General features: G+C 62.6%; 16 protein-coding genes. 14 read left to right on the plus strand and 2 right to left on the minus strand.

The window, feature by feature from the left end:
• Window positions 1-144 precede the first annotated feature (144 nt).
• Together HX805_RS19920 and HX805_RS19925 are read left to right on the plus strand one after the other, a co-directional pair.
• Window positions 145-1,752 (plus strand): glycosyltransferase family 39 protein, encoded by a 1,608-nt coding sequence (locus HX805_RS19920; protein WP_371133010.1) that lies wholly within the window; start codon window positions 145-147, stop codon window positions 1,750-1,752.
• Between the two features lie 75 nt (window positions 1,753-1,827).
• Entirely contained in the window at window positions 1,828-2,073 is a 246-nt protein-coding gene (locus tag HX805_RS19925; RefSeq protein ID WP_102605404.1) for a DUF2789 domain-containing protein, read from the plus strand.
• 4 nt (window positions 2,074-2,077) lie between these two features.
• Here the strand turns inward: HX805_RS19925 and HX805_RS19930 are convergent, their stop codons facing one another.
• Window positions 2,078-2,371 carry a type II toxin-antitoxin system RelE/ParE family toxin gene (locus tag HX805_RS19930; protein WP_177027844.1) on the minus strand — a complete coding sequence of 98 codons (294 nt, stop codon included), beginning with the start codon at window positions 2,369-2,371 and terminating at the stop codon, window positions 2,078-2,080.
• The gene (locus HX805_RS19935) at window positions 2,368-2,646 is read right to left on the minus strand and encodes a hypothetical protein (RefSeq protein WP_003218199.1); all 279 of its coding nucleotides are present in this window, start codon (window positions 2,644-2,646) and stop codon (window positions 2,368-2,370) included. The genes HX805_RS19930 and HX805_RS19935 overlap by 4 nt, the downstream gene beginning before the upstream one ends.
• A gap of 259 nt (window positions 2,647-2,905) precedes the next feature.
• Between HX805_RS19935 and HX805_RS19940 the strand changes: the two genes are divergently transcribed.
• From HX805_RS19940 to HX805_RS19995, 12 genes are all read left to right on the plus strand, one after another.
• Window positions 2,906-3,337 carry a MarR family winged helix-turn-helix transcriptional regulator gene (locus tag HX805_RS19940; RefSeq protein ID WP_008433651.1) on the plus strand — a complete coding sequence of 144 codons (432 nt, stop codon included), beginning with the start codon at window positions 2,906-2,908 and terminating at the stop codon, window positions 3,335-3,337.
• The gene (locus HX805_RS19945) at window positions 3,334-5,412 is read left to right on the plus strand and encodes an FUSC family protein (RefSeq protein ID WP_177081705.1); all 2,079 of its coding nucleotides are present in this window, start codon (window positions 3,334-3,336) and stop codon (window positions 5,410-5,412) included. The genes HX805_RS19940 and HX805_RS19945 overlap by 4 nt, the downstream gene beginning before the upstream one ends.
• Window positions 5,409-5,618 (plus strand): DUF1656 domain-containing protein, encoded by a 210-nt coding sequence (locus HX805_RS19950; RefSeq protein ID WP_003218193.1) that lies wholly within the window; start codon window positions 5,409-5,411, stop codon window positions 5,616-5,618. Before HX805_RS19945 ends, HX805_RS19950 begins: the two co-directional genes overlap by 4 nt.
• A complete protein-coding gene (locus HX805_RS19955; protein ID WP_177081704.1) occupies window positions 5,615-6,505 on the plus strand; it encodes an efflux RND transporter periplasmic adaptor subunit in 891 nt (296 codons plus the stop codon). The genes HX805_RS19950 and HX805_RS19955 overlap by 4 nt, the downstream gene beginning before the upstream one ends.
• A complete protein-coding gene (locus HX805_RS19960; protein ID WP_003218190.1) occupies window positions 6,502-7,944 on the plus strand; it encodes an efflux transporter outer membrane subunit in 1,443 nt (480 codons plus the stop codon). Before HX805_RS19955 ends, HX805_RS19960 begins: the two co-directional genes overlap by 4 nt.
• A gap of 81 nt (window positions 7,945-8,025) precedes the next feature.
• Window positions 8,026-8,658 carry a hypothetical protein gene (locus HX805_RS19965; protein ID WP_003218188.1) on the plus strand — a complete coding sequence of 211 codons (633 nt, stop codon included), beginning with the start codon at window positions 8,026-8,028 and terminating at the stop codon, window positions 8,656-8,658.
• Between the two features lie 266 nt (window positions 8,659-8,924).
• Window positions 8,925-10,421, plus strand: a complete 1,497-nt coding sequence (locus tag HX805_RS19970; protein ID WP_177081703.1) for a YdgA family protein — start codon at window positions 8,925-8,927, stop codon at window positions 10,419-10,421.
• A 181-nt stretch (window positions 10,422-10,602) separates the two neighbouring features.
• Complete coding sequence (gene pgaA / locus HX805_RS19975; protein ID WP_177117226.1) at window positions 10,603-13,056, plus strand: poly-beta-1,6 N-acetyl-D-glucosamine export porin PgaA; 2,454 nt, start codon at window positions 10,603-10,605, stop codon at window positions 13,054-13,056.
• A 12-nt stretch (window positions 13,057-13,068) separates the two neighbouring features.
• The gene (gene pgaB / locus HX805_RS19980) at window positions 13,069-15,066 is read left to right on the plus strand and encodes a poly-beta-1,6-N-acetyl-D-glucosamine N-deacetylase PgaB (RefSeq protein WP_177117227.1); all 1,998 of its coding nucleotides are present in this window, start codon (window positions 13,069-13,071) and stop codon (window positions 15,064-15,066) included.
• A 3-nt stretch (window positions 15,067-15,069) separates the two neighbouring features.
• Window positions 15,070-16,416, plus strand: coding sequence for a poly-beta-1,6-N-acetyl-D-glucosamine synthase (gene pgaC / locus HX805_RS19985; protein ID WP_003218180.1), 1,347 nt, complete (start codon window positions 15,070-15,072; stop codon window positions 16,414-16,416).
• Entirely contained in the window at window positions 16,413-16,895 is a 483-nt protein-coding gene (gene pgaD / locus HX805_RS19990) for a poly-beta-1,6-N-acetyl-D-glucosamine biosynthesis protein PgaD (RefSeq protein WP_003218178.1), read from the plus strand. The genes pgaC and pgaD overlap by 4 nt, the downstream gene beginning before the upstream one ends.
• Before the next feature lie 321 nt (window positions 16,896-17,216).
• Entirely contained in the window at window positions 17,217-18,938 is a 1,722-nt protein-coding gene (locus HX805_RS19995; protein WP_177117228.1) for a ShlB/FhaC/HecB family hemolysin secretion/activation protein, read from the plus strand.
• Window positions 18,939-18,955 lie beyond the last annotated feature (17 nt).

Below are 18,955 nucleotides of genomic sequence, written 5' to 3' on the forward strand. Positions count from 1 at the left end.
GACGTCCTGCGCAAAATTCAGATTTGTCCGATTGGCGGATGGTTGGTCAAATCCATGCAAAACAGCGGGCGAATCAAGGCCTTTTGACCTAGAGTGGCGGGTGTTCGCGCAAGCGCAGGTTCAGTAGTGGGTGAGGAAGTAGAGGTGCGACGCTCTGTGGCGGAACAAGACAACAAGGCCGGGGCATTGCCCGTGCTCAATCCTGGCCTTTGGGAGAATGCCGGCTGGCTGGCTCGGTTGTGGTGGGTACCGCTGGTGGCGTTGGCCATGGCCGTGCGTTTCTATGGCCTGACCGCCTCCGCCATCTGGGGCGATGAAGGTTCAAGCCTGCTGCTCGCCGAGTATTCCCTGGAAGACCTGTGGTTTCACGCCGCACATGACGTTCATCCGCCGCTGTATTTCTGCATGCTGCGCGGCTGGATCGAGGTGTTCGGCGACAGCATTTTCTCCCTGCGCAGCATGAGTGCGATCCCCGGTGTGGTCGCAGTCGGCCTGGGAATCTGGCTGACAAGGCTGGTCGCGACCCGTCGCGCGGCGGTGCTGGCCGGGATTCTGTTGGCGTTGCTGCCCACGGCAGTGCGCTACAGCCAGGAAGTGCGGATGTATTCGCTGCTGGGCGTGTGGCTGCTGGCCGCCACCCTGGCCCTGGTGTATTGGGTCCGCCAGCCTGAGCGCAAGCGCTATCTGGTGGCCTATGCGCTGTTGATGACGGCAGCCTTCTACACCCACTATTTCACCGCGTTGTGCGTGCTGGTGCATTGGTCATGGCTGCTGTTGCTGCGCCAGCCACGGGCCGGCGGCCTGCGCCTGGTCACGCGTGCGGGCTGGTGGGTGGCCAACGTTGCCATTGTGTTGCTGTACTTGCCCTGGCTCCCGAATCTGCTGGGCCTGGTGCAGCACACCGAAGAACTCAAGGTGGGCGGTGATATTGGCTGGGAAGACCCGGTCAACCTGTATTCCGTGCCGTCGATGGTGTGGCAGTTCCTCATTCAGGACCCGGGCGACCACTTGTGGCGACCGCTCTTTGTGGTGTTTCCGTTATTGCTGATGGCGCTGGTCGGTATGACTGCCTGGCGCGATCAAAGCCGCTTTCGCTTTGGCTGGCTGCTGGGGCTTTTTTTCATGCTGCCGGTGCTGCTGGTCTATGGGGTTTCGTTTATTTCCCCGGTGTTTATCGAGCGTTATCTCACCGCCTACGCGATGAGTTTGCCGATCATCGTGGCGTTGGCCGTCGACCGTCTGTCGTCGCGCCTGCCGCTCGCAGCAGCGGCAGTCTTCGTGTTGTTTGTCGGGGTCGAGCTGGTGGGCGTGAAGACCAACTCCACCGTCGATGAGCATGATCAATTCAACGTGGTGGTGGAGTTCGTCAATCGTAACTACCAGGAAGATGACCGCATCGTCATCAGCGACATGCTGTGGTACCTGCCCTACGTCTATTACGACGAGACCGACGCCCAGTTGCAGCTTTTCACACCGCCGACCGCCGCCGGCAAGTCCACCCGGCCTAATGCCTATGGTTTTGGCACCCTGGTGGACCAGGATGGCGGGCGCATCTACCTTGATCGCTTGTCGGTGTTACCCGCCGAGATCCAGCGTGTATGGCTGATCAGCGCCGCGGAGCCGCCGGATGAGTTTGCCCCGTTGCCGGCCGGATGGCGTCAGCTCAGCCAACAGGACGGCGGCGGCGCGCGGGCCCGGCTGTTCGTGCTGTGTAACGCGCCAGCGGGCGTGCACCGTGAGGGCTGTGATTAATCTGCGCAACACCCGAGAGGTTTATGTTCGCCTGGGGGGCTAGACTCAGGTGAACCTACTCTCCAGGAACGCCTCATGGAATCCCCAGTCCACAACTTGCCATCGTTGTTCAAACAGCTCGGTTTGCCGGAAGACCCGGTCAGTATCGAGCGGTTCATCGCGGTCCACTCCCCACTCAAACCCGAACTGCACCTGGCGGATGCTTTTTTCTGGACGCCGGCTCAGCGGGCGTTTTTGCGTGAAGAGATTCTGGAGGACGCGGATTGGGCGGAGGTGGTGGATGAGTTGAATTTGCGGTTGAGAGAGGGGCGAGGAGTCTAGGCCGTCAAGAGGCGGTTGCTTTCTCTGGTGGCCATTGGCGAGCGGTGTGCACAAGCGCCACGACCCTTTCTACGTCGGGCTCAAGTTGGTAAGCAAGGCGGTAGCTTGGATGAGGAATGACTTCGCGTGTACCTGTGATCCTGCCGAGTGGGCCGATTTCTGGGTGTTTTGCCAGCCCCAGCACTGCACTGCTGAAGCGTCGATCCATATCGGCTGCGGCTTGTGGGTTTTTCTCAAATAAAAAGTCCCAGATATCCCTACGGTCCTGCGCCGCTTCCGGCGTCCAGGCAACCCTCATTCCTGATTATCTACGTGAGCACGTTTCGCAGAAAACTCAGCTTCCAAATCCTCATTGGAAATCTCTCTGCCTGCCTGTATCGAGGCGCGAGAGGCGTCTACTTTACGCTGCAAGAACGCGTCGTACTCCCGTGATTCCTGCTGGGCCTGGACAAACTGACGCATCATATCTCGCACGATTTGCGATGCAGGACGGTGGGTAGCCTCGCACTCGGCCATGAATTGGTCGCGTAGTTCCGACTCAAGCTTCAAGGTGAAAACGGCTAGTTTTGACATAAGTGAATGCTCTAGATTGGTATGTACGAAGTGTATACAACGTGCATACCTGACGACGCATGTGAGCTGAGTGAGGCGACTGACGGTTGCTGACGGCGAAACACCTTCCCCAAACCAGCTTTACTTAGCCCACGGGCCATCCTCCCATCCGCAAATTTGTATCAAAACTTGACTGCATTGGATCCATCGACCATATTGATAGTTAGCAAACTAACTGTATGCGAATAATCCAGTGTCCCAGACCCTCGAACAACTCCAGATGAACATCAGCAGCAGCATGGTGGTAGGTGCCAGGACCTGGCGCAAAATCTGCCAGACCACGCTCGTCAGCTATGGCATCTCCGAAGCCTGCGCCGTGCCGCTGCTGATGATCGGCCGCCTCGGCGACGGTGTGCATCAGGTCAAGGTGGCCCAGGCCGCCGGGATGGAAAGCCCGTCCCTGGTGCGCCTGTTGGATCAGCTGTGCAGTTCCGGCTATGTGTGCCGCACCGAAGACATCCACGACCGCCGCGCCAAGGCCTTGAGCCTCACCGCGCGTGGCCGCGAGCTGGTGCAGGCAGTGGAACAGCAACTGGTGCGCCTGCGTCGCGAGGTGCTGGCGACAATCGACCCCGATGACCTGGAAGCTGCTTTGCGTGTACTGCGGGCCTTCGAAGGTGCCAATCAACATCCCATGGTTGTGAGTTCTTGAACGGATTTTTTACCGGCATGCCGCCGGCCAAGGATTGGTTCTACGGCGTAAGGACATTCGCCGCTTCAATGATCGCGTTGTACATCGCCATGCTGATGCAAATGCCGCGTCCGTATTGGGCGATGGCCACGGTGTATATCGTGTCCAGCCCGTTTGTCGGCCCTACCAGCTCCAAGGCGCTGTACCGGGCGGTCGGTACCTTCATGGGGGCGGCCGCAGCGGTGTTTTTTGTGCCGATGTTTGTGCAGACGCCTTACTTGCTGGTGGTGGTGATCGCGCTGTGGACCGGGATTCTGCTGTTCCTGTCCCTGCACCTGCGCACCGCCAACAGCTATGCGCTGATGCTGGCCGGCTACACCTTGCCGCTGATCGCCCTGCCGGTGGTGGATAACCCGCTGGCGGTGTGGGATGTGGCCGAAGCGCGGACCGAAGAGATCTTCCTCGGCATCGCCGTGGCGGCGGTGGTGGGGGCGATGTTCTGGCCGCGACGCCTGGCGCCGGTGTTCGATGACTCGGTGAGCAAGTGGTTTGCCGACGCCCAGGTCTACAGCCAGCGCTTCCTCAGCCGCAACGTGCAACCCGAGGAAATCAGCACCCTGCGCGGCGGCATGGTCGCTACCTTCAACACCCTGGAATTGATGATCGGCCAACTGCCCCACGAGGGCTCCCGGCCGCAAACGGTGCGCAATACAAAGGAGCTGCGCGGGCGGATGATCCACCTGCTGCCGGTGATCGACGCACTGGACGACGCTGTGTACGCCCTGGAACACCGCGCCCCGGAGTTGCTCGAGCGCTTCACGCCGCTGCTGACCGCCGCCAACGAGTGGCTGGTCAGCACGCAAAAGGATGCGCCCCTCGAACGCTGGCGTGTCCTGCGCGACCAGATCGAAGCCCTGCAACCCGATGCCGACGCCCTGGATGACCGCCATCAGTTGCTGTTCTCCAACGCCCTGTATCGCCTGGGCGAGTGGGTGGATCTGTGGCAAGACTGCCGCAGCCTGCAAGCCGCCATCCAGTGCGAAAGCCAGGACAGCTGGCGCGCAGTTTACCGCCACTGGCGCCTGGGCCGGCTGACGCCATTCCTCGACCGTGGCCTGATGTTCTACTCGGCGTTTTCCACCGTCACCGCGATCATCGTCGCCTCGGTGCTGTGGATCCTGCTGGGCTGGACCGACGGTGGCAGCGCGGTGATCCTCGCGGCGGTGGCCTGCAGCTTCTTCGCCTCCATGGACGACCCGGCGCCGCAGATCTACCGGTTCTTTTTCTGGACCGCGATGTCGGTGCTGTTCGCCAGCCTCTACCTGTTTCTGGTGCTGCCCAACCTGCACGATTTCCCGATGCTGGTGCTGGCGTTTTCGGTGCCCTTTATCTGCATCGGCACGCTGACGGTACAGCCGCGTTTCTACCTCGGCATGCTGCTGACGCTGGTCAATACCTCGTCGTTCATCAGCATCCAGGGTGCCTACGACGCGGACTTCCTGGCCTTTGCCAACTCCAACCTGGCGGGCCCGGTGGGCCTGTTGTTCGCCTTTGTCTGGACCCTGATTGCCCGGCCGTTCGGCGCCGAGCTTGCGGCCAAGCGCCTGACCCGTTTCAGCTGGCGCGACATCGTCACCCTGACCGAGCCTGCGACCCTGGCCGAACACCGCAAGATGGGCGTGCAAATGCTCGACCGCCTGATGCAACACCTGCCGCGCCTGGCCATGACCGGCCAGGACACCGGCATCGCTCTGCGGGAAGTGCGGGTGGCGCTGAACCTGCTGGACCTGCTGGCGTACTCGCCGCGCATCCTCGGGGTGCCGCGGGTGTTGTTGAACCAGGTGGTGGAAGGCGTCGGCGGTTACTTCAAGGCCTGCCTCAAGGCCGGTGAACGTCTGCCGGCCCCCAGCGGTCTGCTGATGACCCTCGACCGTACCCGCCGCGCCCTCAACGGCCAGGGCCTGCAAGGCGAGGACGAAACCCGCCTGCATTTGTTGCACGCTCTCAGCGGCTTGCGCCTGGCGCTGTTGCCCGGCGTGGAATTTCTTGGCGGCACAGAGATGGAAGCGCCGTTACCCGATGGAGCGCCTTTATGATCGGTGATCTGGATATCAGCGGGGTGTTCCTGCCCACGTTGCTGGTGCTGATGGGCATTACGTATGTGTTGTACCTGGTGGTGCACGGGCTGTTGACCCGCGTCCACTTCTATCGCCTGGTCTGGCACCGGGCATTGTTCAATGTGGGTCTCTACGCTCTGTTGCTGGGCGCAGTGGATTCACTCAGTCGATACCTCATGACATGAAAAAACCTTTTTTGACCATTGGCCGTGTAGTCCTGACGTTACTGGTGGTGACCTTCGCCTGCGTCGTGGTGTGGCGCATGGTGATGTACTACATGTTCGCGCCGTGGACCCGTGACGGCCACATCCGTGCCGACATCGTGCAGATCGCCCCGGACGTGTCCGGGTTGATCCAGCAAGTGGACGTGCGCGACAACCAGTTGGTGGTGCGCGGCCAGGTGCTGTTCTCCGTCGACCAGGACCGTTTCAAGCTGGCCCTGCGCCAGGCCCAGGCCGCCGTGGCCGACCGTCAGGAAACCCTGGCCCAGGCCGTGCGCGAGAACAAGCGTAACCGTGGCCTCGGCAACCTGGTGGCCAGCGAGCAACTGGAAGAAAGCCAGTCCCGCGTCGCCCGTGCCCAATCGGCCCTGGCCGAGTCGCAAGTGGCGGTGGATGCCGCGCAACTCAACCTGGACCGCTCGGTGATCCGCAGCCCCGTGGACGGCTACATCAACGACCGTGCGCCGCGTAACCAGGAGTTCGTGACCGCCGGGCGTCCGGTGTTGTCGGTGGTGGACAGCAACTCCTTCCACATCGACGGCTACTTTGAAGAGACCAAGCTCGACGGCATTCACGTCGGCCAGAGCGTCGACATCCGCGTGATCGGCGACAACGCTCGCCTGCGCGGGCATGTGCAGAGCATCGTCGCCGGTATCGAAGACCGTGACCGCACCAGCGGCTCCAACCTGCTGCCCAACGTCAACCCGGCGTTCAGCTGGGTGCGCCTGGCCCAGCGGATTCCGGTGCGCATTGCGTTTGACGATGTGCCGGCAGACTTCCGCATGATTGCCGGGCGCACCGCCACCGTGTCGATCATCGACGACCAACCCAAGTCGGAGAACCAGCCATGAAACGGCTTTTAGCAACCGCCGGGCTGGGGTTGTTGCTGGCGGCCTGCCAAGTGGTGGGGCCCGATTACAAACTGCCGGACAAGGCGGCCGTGAACCGCGGTGACCTTCAGGGCCAGTTGGCCGGGGAGGGCAGCAATGTGGTGTCGGCGCCGGTACCGGCGGACTGGTGGAAGCTCTACCAGGACCCGCGCCTGGATAAGCTGGTGGAGCAGGCCATGGCCTCCAACACCGACCTGCGGGTGGCTGCGGCCAACTTGCAGCGCTCGCGCTATCAGGTGCAGCAAGCCGAATCGGCCGGCGGCTGGAGTGCCGGCGCCAAGGCCGAAGCCCAGCGCCTGCAAGAATCGGGTGAGGCCTATTTGCTGACGGAAAAAGTCCCGGTGGCGAATATCGGCAGCGCCAGTATCAGCACCTCCTATCAATTCGATTTGTTCGGCACCTTGCAGCGCGGCATTGAAAGCTCCCAGGCCACTGCCGATGCGGCCCAGGCGGCGTCCGATATCGCCCGTATCACGCTGGTGGCGGACGTAGTGCGCTCCTACACCCAAGTGTGTGCGGCCAACGAAGAGCTGGCGATCGCCAACGAGTCCCTCGACCTGCAAGCCCAGAGCACGCACCTGACCCAGCGCCTGCGGGATGCCGGGCGCGGTGATGAAACCCAGGTCACCCGTTCGCAAACCCAATACAAATCCTTGCGCGCCGAAATGCCGCGCTATGAAGCACTGCGCCAGGCCGGGCTGTTCCGCCTGTCGATGTTGCTGGCCAGGCCGCTGGATCAGCTGCCGGCCGGCACTGCCCAATGCGCCGAGCTGCCGCACATCGCGCAACTGCTGCCGGTGGGCGATGGCGCCACGCTGCTCAAGCGTCGCCCTGACGTGCGCCAGGCCGAACGCCAACTGGCGGCGGCCACCGCGCGCATCGGTGTGGCCACCGGCGCGCTGTACCCGGACATCAGTATCGGCGCCACCGTGGGCACCGTCGGCATCCTGGATGACCTCGGCACGCCGGCCACCAACCGTTGGGGCTTTGGCCCGCTGATCAGCTGGACGCTGCCGACCAACGGCGCCCGCGCCCGCATCCACGAAGCCGAAGCCGCGACCCAGGGCGCCCTGGCGCACTTCGACGGGGTGGTGCTCAACGCTATCCGTGAAACTCAGACGGGCCTCGCGCAATACACCGCGCAACTGCAACGCCGCGATGCCCTGGCGGATGCCGGCGCGTCGGCCAAAGAGGCGGCGGAGCAGACGCACCGGTTCTTCCAGGCCGGCCGCGCGTCGTTCCTGGCCGACCTGCAAGCCACCCGCACCTACACCGACGTGCGGGCGCAACTGGCCGCGGCGAACACCCAGGTTGCCATGAGCCAGATCGATTTGTTCCTGGCCCTGGGCGGCGGCTGGGAAAGTGGACGAACGCAAGCCACACAAGCCAGCAAACCCTGAGCTGATTGCTATGCTTTGACAGGCGGACTTACGTGATGGTCCGCTGGTCACTGCTCGCGTTTGCTCATGGGGATTCCAATAATGAAAAACCCTTATGCTCCCGCTTTCTGGTGCGTGTTCTTCGCACTGGTGTTGCTATCGGCGACTTACTTCTACGGCATCATGCTGGCCCATCAAATCGACAAGGCCATGGTGTTCCTCGACAGCGCCAGCGCGCTGATCGCGGTGCTGTCCATCGGCGTGGTGGCCTGGGCCTCCTACCAGGGCCAGCGAATCAAGCGAAGACTGCTCGAACAAGGCAAGACCCGCGTGGCGATCTGGGACACCAAGGTTGCCCTGCGTCGGGTCGAGACAGTGTTCGACCGCTACTTCTGGGGCAGCTACTGGCAACCGGGGCGCACCTTCCAGGAAGTCATGGGTGAACTGACCGGCACCCCGCTGGAAAAAAGCCTCGAAGCCCTGAAAAAACAATGCGTGATGCTTGATCGGCAAGTCGCCGACGGACGGCATTGGCTGAATAACGCCCGGGAATTATCCGACGTGGCCACTGCGATGGCGCGAGAGCGTTACCAGCTGGATTTTTATGATCCCAAGTCGGATACGCCGGGCAATGCGGTGATTCACCGTGAGTTTGAGGTGCTGGTGTATACGTGGACGGCGCGCCTGAAAAGCTTCGACCATCAACTCGATGAGATCGAAACCGAGTATTCCTGAAATCTGTGGTGTCTGTACTGACGCCTTCGCGAGCAAGCCCGCTCCCACATTCGATCGAGTTCCATCTTTGGAATGCAGTCGAATGTGGGAGCGGGCTTGCTCGCGAAGGCACTTTACCGTTCAGCGCTGAAGTCTGCGCCTATTGAAAAATTGGGCTGCATACGCCAGCCAATGCTAATCTTCCCCGGATTTCGGCGGGCTTGAGCCGACACCCTTCGGGGTTCAGGGAAGACAGCCCACTTCACAGGATTTGATCAGGTCACTACATGAATAAGCCAGCAGTCGTTCTCTTGGGTATCGTCGTCGCCATTGGTGCAATCAGCGCAGGCGGTGCCTGGTACACCGGCAAGCAACTGGAGCCGGTGCTGCAAACCGCCATCCAGGACGCCAACAAGGAACTGCAGACCTCCATGGCCGGTGTCGACGGCACCGTGACCCTCGAACTGGTCTCCCTCGACCGCCAGCTGTTCAGCAGCACCGCCCACTATCGCCTCAAGGCCCAGGGCGCGGTGTTCGGCGAAAATCATCAGGACACCGAACTGCTGTTCGTCGACCATATCGAACACGGCCCGCTGCCGTTCTCGCGCCTGGTGTCGCTGAAGTGGCTGCCGGTCATGGCCACCAGTCACTACGAACTCGAGAAAAACCCCACCACCGAAAAATGGTTCGCTGCCAGCAAGGACGTGTCGCCCCTTAAAGGCGTGGCCAACATCGGTTATGACCGCTCGGTGACCGGCAACGTTGAACTGCTGCCCCTGGAACTCAAGGACGACAAGTCGGCCGTGAGCTTCTCCGGCGCCAACCTCGACTTCGACTCCACCGCCGAAGGCAAGAAGGTCAAGGCCAGCGGCTACATGGACAGCCTCAAGGTCTCGGTTGTCGATGCCAACAACGCCAAGCTGGATGCGGAGCTGAGCGGCCTGACCATCGCCAGCAACCTGGAAAAAACCACCTTCGGTTTCTACACCGGGCAAAACACCGTCGAGCTGACCAACACCAAGGTCACCTTCGGCCCGCAGCAAGCAGTGCTGACTCTCAAGAACTTTGAGCAGAAAGACAGCAGCGAAACCAAGGACAACAACCTGGCCGGCCGCGTCGACTACAAGATCGACGAGATCGGTTACCAGGGCAAGCCCGTGGGTTCGGCGGCCATGGCCGTCAGCATGAAGAACGTCGACATCCCGTCGATGCTGGTACTGACCAAGCTCTACCAGGAAAAAGTACAGCCGGCCCAGGCCGCTGCCGCTGCTGGCCAGCCCGTGCCTGAGTTGCGACTGACCGAAGCCGAGCAGACCCTGGCCCAGGCCAACGTCGACCAACTGCTGGCTGCCAAGCCGCAAGTGGCGGTAGAAAACCTGTCGCTGAAAACCACCAATGGCGAGAGCCGCTTCAACCTGGTGGCGGACTTCGCCAAGCCGTCGAGCATGGACCTGCCGCCGGTTGAACTGGGCAAGCAAATCGTTGCGCTGCTGGACGCCAACCTGACCCTGTCCAAGCCGATGATCCAGGACGTTGCCGGCCTGCAGGCGCAGATCGGTGGTGTGACCGACCCGAAAGCCATCGAGCAGCAATCCCAGATGGCCAGCGAGATGATCAGCGGCATGGCCGTGGGTACTCAACTGGCGACCCTGGTGGGTACCGATATCGTGTCCAAGCTGCACTACGCCAACAATGAAGTGACCTTCAACGGCCAGAAAATGACCGTCGAGCAATTCATTGGTTTTGTGCTGGGCAAGTTCGGCGCGGTCAGCGGCGCTCAATAAGATTCGGCTCAAAGTGATGTAGGCCAATTCTGAACAATTGTTCTGAATTGGCCTTTTTTGTACCCCCCTCAAGGATATTGCGCCCCGGGAAAGCTTGGCCGCGTCATCAGATGCCGGCCGCCTGGAGTGTCGTGCAGGTGAACTTATCGCTACAGCTTTCCCTGGTGAGGAAGCTGACGACATGTCGCGTAATATTCATCCGTTTATCCGCCTGGCCCTGTGCAGCCAACTGCTCTGGCCCGTCGTGGCATCGGCCGATGCGGCCTATGATTCGCTGATCAACCAGGCCCGCAGTGGCAACTATGGTCCGGCCCTCAACCTGTTGCGCCAAATGCCCGCCGAGCGCCAGACGCCGGGGCAGGTCAGCGATCACCTGTTGATTGCCAGCTGGGCGCGCCAGGACGCCGAGGTGCTGACGGTCTACGAGGCCCAGGGCCGCTCACGCACCCTCACCACCCAGGCGCTGGCCACCGTCGCCCGCACCTATCGCAACCAGCAGCGTTGGGAACCGGCGATTGCCGTGTATCGCCAGGCGTTGCTGCGCGAGCCGAATAATCCGGACTTGCAACTCGGCCTGGCCCTGACCCAGGCGGACGCCGGCCAGACCGCTGAAGCGGTGCAGCGCACCCGCGCCCTGGTGGCCGCCAAGCCCGACGACGCCGACCGCCGCATGGCCCTGGGTTACGCACTGACCCGTGCCGGTTCTACCTATGACGCGCTGTTCGAATTCGACCAGGCGTTCATGCGTGCCGGCAACAAACCTGAAGTCGCCCGCGAATACATCGTCGCCCTGCAACGTGCGCGCCTGCCGGAACCGGCCCTGCGCCTCGCTGCCCGGCGCCCTGGCCTGTTGGACCCGGTCACCCAACGCCGCCTCGAAGGCGACCTGGCCGCCGAGCGCGTGCGCATGGCCGAGTTCGCGACCCGCAGTGAAAAAGAGCGCTACGTCATCGCCGACCGTGCCCTCAAGGATTACGACCAACTGCTCACCACCTGGACACCGGATGCCAACGCCCATGATGACGTGGTGCGCTGGCGCATCGACCGTCTGGGCGCGCTGAAAGCCCGGGCGCGCACCGCCGAGGTGATCCGCGATTACCAAGTCTTGAAGGGCGAAGGCGTGCAACTGCCGACCTACGCCCTGCGCTGGGTCGCTGCCGCCTACCTCGACCAGCGCCAGCCGGAAAAGGCCGCGCCGCTGTATCGCCAGGCCCTGGCGGCAAGCGATGCGGACGCCGGCGATCACGTCGAAGACAGCACCGCGCTGTTCTACGCCCTGCTCGAAAACGATCAAGTGGTGGAAGCCCGCGAAGTCGCCGACAACCTGGCGAGCACCCAGAAACCCCGAGTCGAGCTCAAGGGCTTGCCCATCGGCAACCCCAACGACGCCTGGATGGACGCCCAACAATTGGCCGCCCAGGCCGGCACCTATGGCGCCGACCTGCCCGCCAGCGAAAAAGGCCTGGAAGCCCTGGTGCAACAGGCCCCCGGCAATATCGGCCTGCGCCTGGCCCAGGCCGATATGTACCGTGCCCGCGACTGGCCACGGCGCGCCGAAAACACCCTCAAGGAAACCGAAGCCCAGGCCCCGCGCGACATCGGCCTGGAGGTTTCCCAAGGCCACACTGCCCTCGATCTGCAGGAGTGGCGCCAACTCGATGCACTCACCGATGACGTGGTCGACCGCGCCCCGGACAACCGCCAGGTACAGCGCCTCAGCCGCCTGCGGGATGTGCACGACATGGCCGAATTGCGCGTCGAGGCCTACACCGGCAAAAGCAACGGCGGCGGCGATGACGGCGCGGGCGCGGTGTCCGGCAGCCGCGATTTCGGCATCGAAACCTTGCTCTACAGCCCGCCCATCGATGAAGACTGGCGCGTGTTTGGCGGGGCCGGCTACGCCACCGCCGATTTCGAAGAGGGCACCGGCCAACACCGTTGGCAGCGCCTCGGTGTAGAGCGGCGCACCCGCGACATGACCCTCGAAGCCGAGGTCTCCAACCACTCCTACGGCTTTGGCGACAAGCAGGGCGCACGCATCGCGATTGCCCGCGACATCAATGACCAATGGCAGTACGGCGGCAGTCTCGATTACCTCTCCGCGAGCACCCCGCTGCGGGCACTGAATGCCGACATTACTGCCAACGGCGGCAGCGGGTTTATCCGCTGGCGCGCCAACGAAAGCCGCGAATGGAAACTGGCCCTGAGCCCGTCCCACTTCAGCGACGGCAACAACCGCCTTGAAGCGCTGCTCACCGGTCGCCAGGGCGTGTACAGCTCGCCGGGGGTGCAAGTCGACCTGGGCCTGGAAGTCGGCACCAGCCACAACACCAAGGAGGACACGCCGTACTTCAACCCGCGCTCGGACTTCAGCGTGCTGCCCACGGCCACCGTCAACCACGTGCTCTACCACCGCTACGAAACCCAGTGGAGCCAGCAGTTCCAGGTGGGGGCGGGCACCTACAGCCAGCGCGACTACGGTACCGGCGGCGTTGCACTGGTGGGCTACGGCCAGCGGTTTCGCTGGAACGACGTGCTCGAAACCGGCGCCAACCTCAGCTGGATCAGCCGACCTTATGACGGTGAGCGCGAAAGCGACCTGCGCCTGATCGTCGACCTCACCTACCGCTTCTAGAAGAGTCCGATCATGCCTGTCTTGTCCCGTTGCCTGTTGGCCCTGGGGTTAATGCTGAGCAGCGCTTGCGCCCAGCAACCCGCACCTTTCACTCCACCCGCCGAGCGGCTCAAGCCTGCCAGCGAAGCGGCGTGGCCGAAGAACCATTTCCTCGGTATCGCCTACCACGACATCGAGGACCGCGACCCCGATCAGGCCGTCGTGGCCGTGCGCACCGAACGTTTGATCGAGCAGTTGGCGTGGCTGCGGGAAAACGGCTACCAGCCCGTCACCGTCGACCAGATTTTGGCGGCCCGCAACGGCGGCCCGGAGTTGCCGGCGAAGGCGATCATGCTCAGTTTCGATGACGGCTACGCGAGCTTCTACACCCGTGTGATGCCGATCCTGCGCAGCTACAACTGGCACGCGCTGCTGGCGCCGGTGGGTTCGTGGGTGGATACGCCGCTGAACCAGCCGGTGGATTTCGCCGGTACACCACGCCCGCGTTCGGACTTCCTGACCTGGCAGCAGGTGCGCGAAATCGCCCAGTCCGGCCTGGTGGAAATCGCCGCGCACACCGACGCCAATCACAAGGGCGTGCTGGCCAACCCACAAGGCAACCTGCAACCGGCCGCCACCACCCGACGCTTTGACCCGGCGACCCATCGCTACGAAACCGAAGCCCAGTTCCAGGCGCGGATGCGCACCGACGTGACGGCGATCTCCAACAAGATCCGCGCCGTCACCGGCAAGGCGCCGCGCGTGTGGGTGTGGCCTTACGGCGCTGCCGATGGCACCTCGCTGGCGGTGGTGGGCGAGCAGGGTTACCAGATGGCCCTGACCCTGGAAGACGGTCTCGACAGCCTCGGCAACCTGATGAGCAGCCCGCGCTTCCTGGTGGCCTCCGACCCGGACGGCGAACACTACGCCAACGCCATCGTCGCGACCCAGACTGAAGCCCCGCTGCGGGTGCTGCATGTGGACCTGGACAACGTCTACGACCCGGACCCGGAACAGCAGGTGCGCAACCTCGACAAACTGATCCAGCGCGTGGTCGACATGGGCGCCAGCGCCGTGTTCCTGCAGGCTTTCGCCGACCCCAAGGGCGATGGCCTGGTGCGTTCGCTGTACTTCCCCAACCGCCATTTGCCGGTGCGCGCCGACCTGTTCAACCGCGTCACCTGGCAACTGCGCACCCGGGCCCACGTGAACGTATTTGCCTGGATGCCGGTGCTCAGTTTCGCCCTCGATTCGAAGCTGCCCCGCGTCACCCGTTGGGACCCGCAAACCGGCAAGGTCGCCATCGACCCGGACCAGTACCAGCGCCTGTCGCCGTTCGATCCGAAAGTGCGGCAGGTCATCGGTGAGATCTACGAAGACCTGGCGCGCACCAGTGCCATCGACGGCGTGCTGTTCCACGACGACGCGGTGCTGTCGGACTTCGAAGACGCCAGCCCGCTGGCGCTCAAGGCCTACGCCGCCAATGGCCTGCCGGACACCATCGAAGCCCTGCGCGCCGACCCTGCGGTGATGCAGCGCTGGACGCGTTTCAAGAGCCGCTACCTGATCGACTTCACCCATGAGCTGACGGCCAAGGTCCGCAAGCTGCGCGGCCCGCAGGTGCAGACCGCACGCAATATCTTCGCCGAACCGATGCTCAACCCGGGCAGCGAAGCCTGGTTCGCGCAGAACCTCGACGACTTCCTCACCAGCTACGACTGGACTGCGCCGATGGCCATGCCGCTGATGGAAGGCCAGGACCTCAAAGGCTCCAACGCCTGGCTGGAAAAGCTCGTGGCCACCGTCAAGGCCCGCCCCGGCGCGCTGCAACGCACAGTCTTCGAGTTGCAAGCCAAGGACTGGCGCACCTCGGCCGCCCCCGATCTGGACGGTGCACAAATGGCCGAGTGGATGGGCGTGCTCAAGCGTCAGGGCGTGACCAGTTTTGGCTACTACCCCGACAACTTCCTGGAGAATTCGCCGGATCTGAAAACCGTGCGTCCGGCCCTTTCCAACCAGTGGAATCCTTGACTCATGTTCGACAGAATCCTCGCGCTTATCGTGTTGTCGCTGGTATTGGGTGTGCCCCTGGGCCTGATCTTTCTGGTCACCGGGCAGTTCCTGATGGACTTCGTCTTCTTCTATCCACTGTTCATGTCCGGCTTGTGGATCGCCGGCGGCCTGTACTTCTGGCTGCACTGGGAGCGCCACTGGCCGTGGGCGGATGACACCCCGGCGCCGGTACTCGCCGGTGAGCCGCTGATCTCGATCCTGATCCCTTGCTACAACGAAGGCGACAACGCCGCCGAGACCATCGGCGCCGCGTTGGCCCAGCAATACCGCAACATCGAAGTGATCGCGATCAACGATGGCTCCAGCGACAACACCGCCGCCGTGCTCGATGCGTTGGCCCTGAAAGAGCCGCGCCTGCGGGTGCTGCACCTGGCGCAAAACCAGGGCAAGGCCGTGGCCCTGCGCATGGGCGCAGTGGCGGCGCGCAGCGAATACCTGGTGTGCATCGACGGCGATGCGTTGCTCTCGCCGAACACCGCGGCGTACCTGGTGGCGCCGATGCTCGACAACCCGCGCCTGGGGGCGGTCACCGGCAACCCGCGGATTCGCACGCGCTCCACCTTGATCGGCCGGGTGCAGGTGGGCGAGTTCTCTTCGATCATCGGCTTGATCAAGCGCACCCAGCGGGTCTTCGGGCGGATCTTCACCGTCTCCGGCGTGGTGGTGGCGTTTCGGCGGGCGGCCCTGGACCGGGTCGACTACTGGAGCACCGACATGATCACCGAAGACATCGACGTGAGCTGGAAGCTGCAACTGGACCACTGGAGCATCTTCTACGAGCCTCGCGCGCTGTGCTGGATCCTGATGCCGGAAACCCTCGGCGGCCTGTGGAAGCAACGCCTGCGCTGGGCCCAGGGCGGCGCTGAAGTGCTGTTCAAAAATATTCGTGGCATCTGGCAATGGCGCCATCGCTACCTGTGGCCGCTGCTGTTCGAGTACTGCCTGTCCACCGGTTGGGCCTTCACCTTTTTGCTCTCGGTGATTTTCTGGGCCGTGGGCAAGGTGGTGACGCTGCCCGCCGCCATCGCCGTCGACTCGCTGATGCCGCCGGCCTTCACCGGCCTGCTGCTGGCGGTGGTGTGCCTGGTGCAGTTCGCGGTGAGCATCATGATCGACCGGCGCTATGAAAAGGGCCTGTGGAAAACCCTGTTCTGGACCGTCTGGTACCCGCTGGTGTTCTGGTTGGTGAGCCTATTCACCACCCTGGTCAGCTTCCCCAAAGTGCTGTTCCGCCAACACCAGAAACGCGCGCGCTGGGTCAGCCCGGATCGCGGAATCAAAGCCCCCACTACGGATGTGCAGCCATGAATCTGATCCGAACCCAACAGCGCCCGGTGATGTGGGCCATCGACGTATTCCTGACCCTGCTGGCCTGGGCCGGGCTGATTATCCTGCTGGTGCGCGGGCTGGTGCCGATGCTTGACAGCCACGGCGGCCCGCGGATCGATGCGCCGATTTTCGCGGCGCTGGATACCTTGCAGATCTACCTGTGGATTGCCGTGTTCAACGCGGTGGTGCTGATCAGTTGGGCACGCTACCAGCAGCGACGTGGCAAGCACTTTGCCCAGCGGCGCTCGGCGGCCAAGGCCTTGAGCGACCAGCATTTGAGCGACAGCTTCAGCCTGGGGGAAGGTGACCTGGAGCAACTGCGCCGCCCGGGTGTGCTGGTGATTCATAACGACCACGAAGGGGGCGTGCAGGAAGTGACAGCCCATGTGTCCCGGCATGTGGAGCGGCCAGGGTTGAAGTTGGTGGCGGGGCAGGAGCGGACCAAGGAGGTTGGTTAACCGGGATATCGAAAAATGGGATCCAATTCACAAAATAACCGCGAACTTTTCTCATCTTTTGGCTACTAACCAGTCTTGATACCGCATTGATGGCCAAGTAATGGCAATTGTAAGCGCCATCATTGGAGGTGTATCAAAACTGTTACCGCTTGTCGGAATAAAAATTCCAATTGCAAGCAATTAAACGTTGCATGATTTATTTATTGTTAATAATCAGCAACTTATATGCCTGTTAAACATAGCTTCCCACTAAGCCAGAATCTTGGCCCACCGGAAGTTCGATGTTAGTTTGCCGGCCCCCGCTTTTTCGACGGATCGAACATGTCTTTATTATTGCCACGGACTCGGCTGCTGCTGGGCGTTTGCCTGCTGACTTGCTTCGCACTCAATAGTGCGGTGGCGGCGCCTACGCCTGGCGACCAGGACCTGATCCGCGACCGGCAAAACCGTCTGCTGGAAGAACAGCGCCGGCGCCTTGAAGACCTCAAGGAACTGCCCGGCAAAGAAGCCAAGCCCCAAGCGCCTGCCACCCCGGCCGACACCCGTTGCTTCCCGATCAAAGACATCGAACTCAAGGGTGCCGACAGCCTGCCTGCACCGGACCGCGAGCGCCTGCTCAAGCCGTATATCGGCCAGTGCCTGGGCGTCTCCCAGCTCAACCAAGTGCTCAAGTCGATCACCGACTACTACATCGACAAAGGCATGGTTACCAGCCGTGCTTACTTGCCGCAGCAGGACCTTTCCACCGGCCACCTCCAGGTGTTGGTGGTGGAAGGCAAGCTCGAAGGCTTGAAGGGCGCCGACGGCAGCAACCTGTCCCCGCGCGAGCTGGCCATGGCCTTCCCCGGCAAGGTCGGCGAGCAGCTCAACCTGCGGGAAATCGAGCAGTTGGTGGACCAGTTGAATCGCTTGCCGTCCAAGCAGGCGCAAATGGAACTGACCCCCGGCAGCCAGGTGGGCGGCAGTGAAGTGCAGGTCAAGAACGTCCCGCAAAAGCCCTGGCGCGCCAGCCTGTCGCGCAATAACGACGGGCAGAAAAGTACCGGCGAACAGCAGTGGGGCGCCGGCCTTGAGTGGGACAGCCCCCTGGGCCTGGCCGACCAGTTGGTGTTGCGCGGCGGCCACGATGGCGTCAGCGACCACCAGAAAACCTCGAAAAACAGCATGCTGTATTACAACGTGCCGTGGGGCTGGTGGAACTTCAGCTACACCTACAGCGAGAGTGATTACCGCACCTTTGGCGTAACCAACGACTTTAAATTCAAGCAGAACGGCGACAACGAAAACCACCAACTGCGCGCCGAGCGGGTGATCCATCGTGACGACGTGAGCAAGACCTCGGTGAACGTCGGCCTGTCGCACCTGCGCACCAACAACTACATCCTCGACGTGCGCACCGAGCCCAGCAGCAACCGCCTCAGTGAACTGCAACTGGGCATCAACCACGGCCGCCGCATCGGCAATGCCTTCGTCAACCTCGACCTGGGCATGCAGAACGGTATCGGCGCCTTCGATGCCCAAGCTGAAAACGAGCGCGATCAGTACGGCAATCGCCTGCCCAACGCGCGCTACCGCAAATACACCGCCACCGTCAGCTACCTGCAGCCGTTCACGCTATGGGGTGAGTCGTTCAGTTTCTCCAGCCTGGCCACCGGCCAACGCAGTGAAGACATTCTGTTCAGCCCCCAGCGCATGAGCCTCGGCGGCTCGGCCTCGGTGCGCGGTTTCAAAGACCAGCAGCTCACCGGCGACAGCGGCGGCTACTGGCGCAACGACGTGCGCTGGGCGCGCCCGGTGACCTGGGACTGGATGCGCCCGGCCTTTGCCGAATACGGCGCCAGCGTCGGCTACGACCAGGGTGTGATCAGCAACGACCGCTATAACGGTGAAGTGCATGGCCGGGTCTCGAGCAACTCGTTGGAGCTGTTCGCCCGTGGCAAATACGTCAGCACCAGCGTGACCTTTGCCCATTCCCTGGAACGCCCGGCAGTGATGAGCGAGCGCGAAGCGCCGATCTACTTCCGCATGGATTTCTTCCTGTAATTCAACGCCCCGTTACA

Source organism: Pseudomonas sp. G5001, assembly GCF_013385475.1.
Lineage (GTDB): Bacteria > Pseudomonadota > Gammaproteobacteria > Pseudomonadales > Pseudomonadaceae > Aquipseudomonas.

Coding starts and splice junctions, on each gene's coding strand:
- HX805_RS19925 (WP_102605404.1), top strand. CDS start 1,828: ATGGAATCCCCAGTCCACAACTTGCCATCGTTGTTCAAACAGCTCGGT.
- HX805_RS19930 (WP_177027844.1), bottom strand. CDS start 2,371: ATGAGGGTTGCCTGGACGCCGGAAGCGGCGCAGGACCGTAGGGATATC.
- HX805_RS19935 (WP_003218199.1), bottom strand. CDS start 2,646: ATGTCAAAACTAGCCGTTTTCACCTTGAAGCTTGAGTCGGAACTACGC.
- HX805_RS19940 (WP_008433651.1), top strand. CDS start 2,906: ATGAACATCAGCAGCAGCATGGTGGTAGGTGCCAGGACCTGGCGCAAA.
- HX805_RS19950 (WP_003218193.1), top strand. CDS start 5,409: ATGATCGGTGATCTGGATATCAGCGGGGTGTTCCTGCCCACGTTGCTG.
- HX805_RS19955 (WP_177081704.1), top strand. CDS start 5,615: ATGAAAAAACCTTTTTTGACCATTGGCCGTGTAGTCCTGACGTTACTG.
- HX805_RS19960 (WP_003218190.1), top strand. CDS start 6,502: ATGAAACGGCTTTTAGCAACCGCCGGGCTGGGGTTGTTGCTGGCGGCC.
- HX805_RS19965 (WP_003218188.1), top strand. CDS start 8,026: ATGAAAAACCCTTATGCTCCCGCTTTCTGGTGCGTGTTCTTCGCACTG.
- HX805_RS19970 (WP_177081703.1), top strand. CDS start 8,925: ATGAATAAGCCAGCAGTCGTTCTCTTGGGTATCGTCGTCGCCATTGGT.
- pgaA (WP_177117226.1), top strand. CDS start 10,603: ATGTCGCGTAATATTCATCCGTTTATCCGCCTGGCCCTGTGCAGCCAA.
- pgaB (WP_177117227.1), top strand. CDS start 13,069: ATGCCTGTCTTGTCCCGTTGCCTGTTGGCCCTGGGGTTAATGCTGAGC.
- pgaC (WP_003218180.1), top strand. CDS start 15,070: ATGTTCGACAGAATCCTCGCGCTTATCGTGTTGTCGCTGGTATTGGGT.
- pgaD (WP_003218178.1), top strand. CDS start 16,413: ATGAATCTGATCCGAACCCAACAGCGCCCGGTGATGTGGGCCATCGAC.
- HX805_RS19995 (WP_177117228.1), top strand. CDS start 17,217: ATGTCTTTATTATTGCCACGGACTCGGCTGCTGCTGGGCGTTTGCCTG.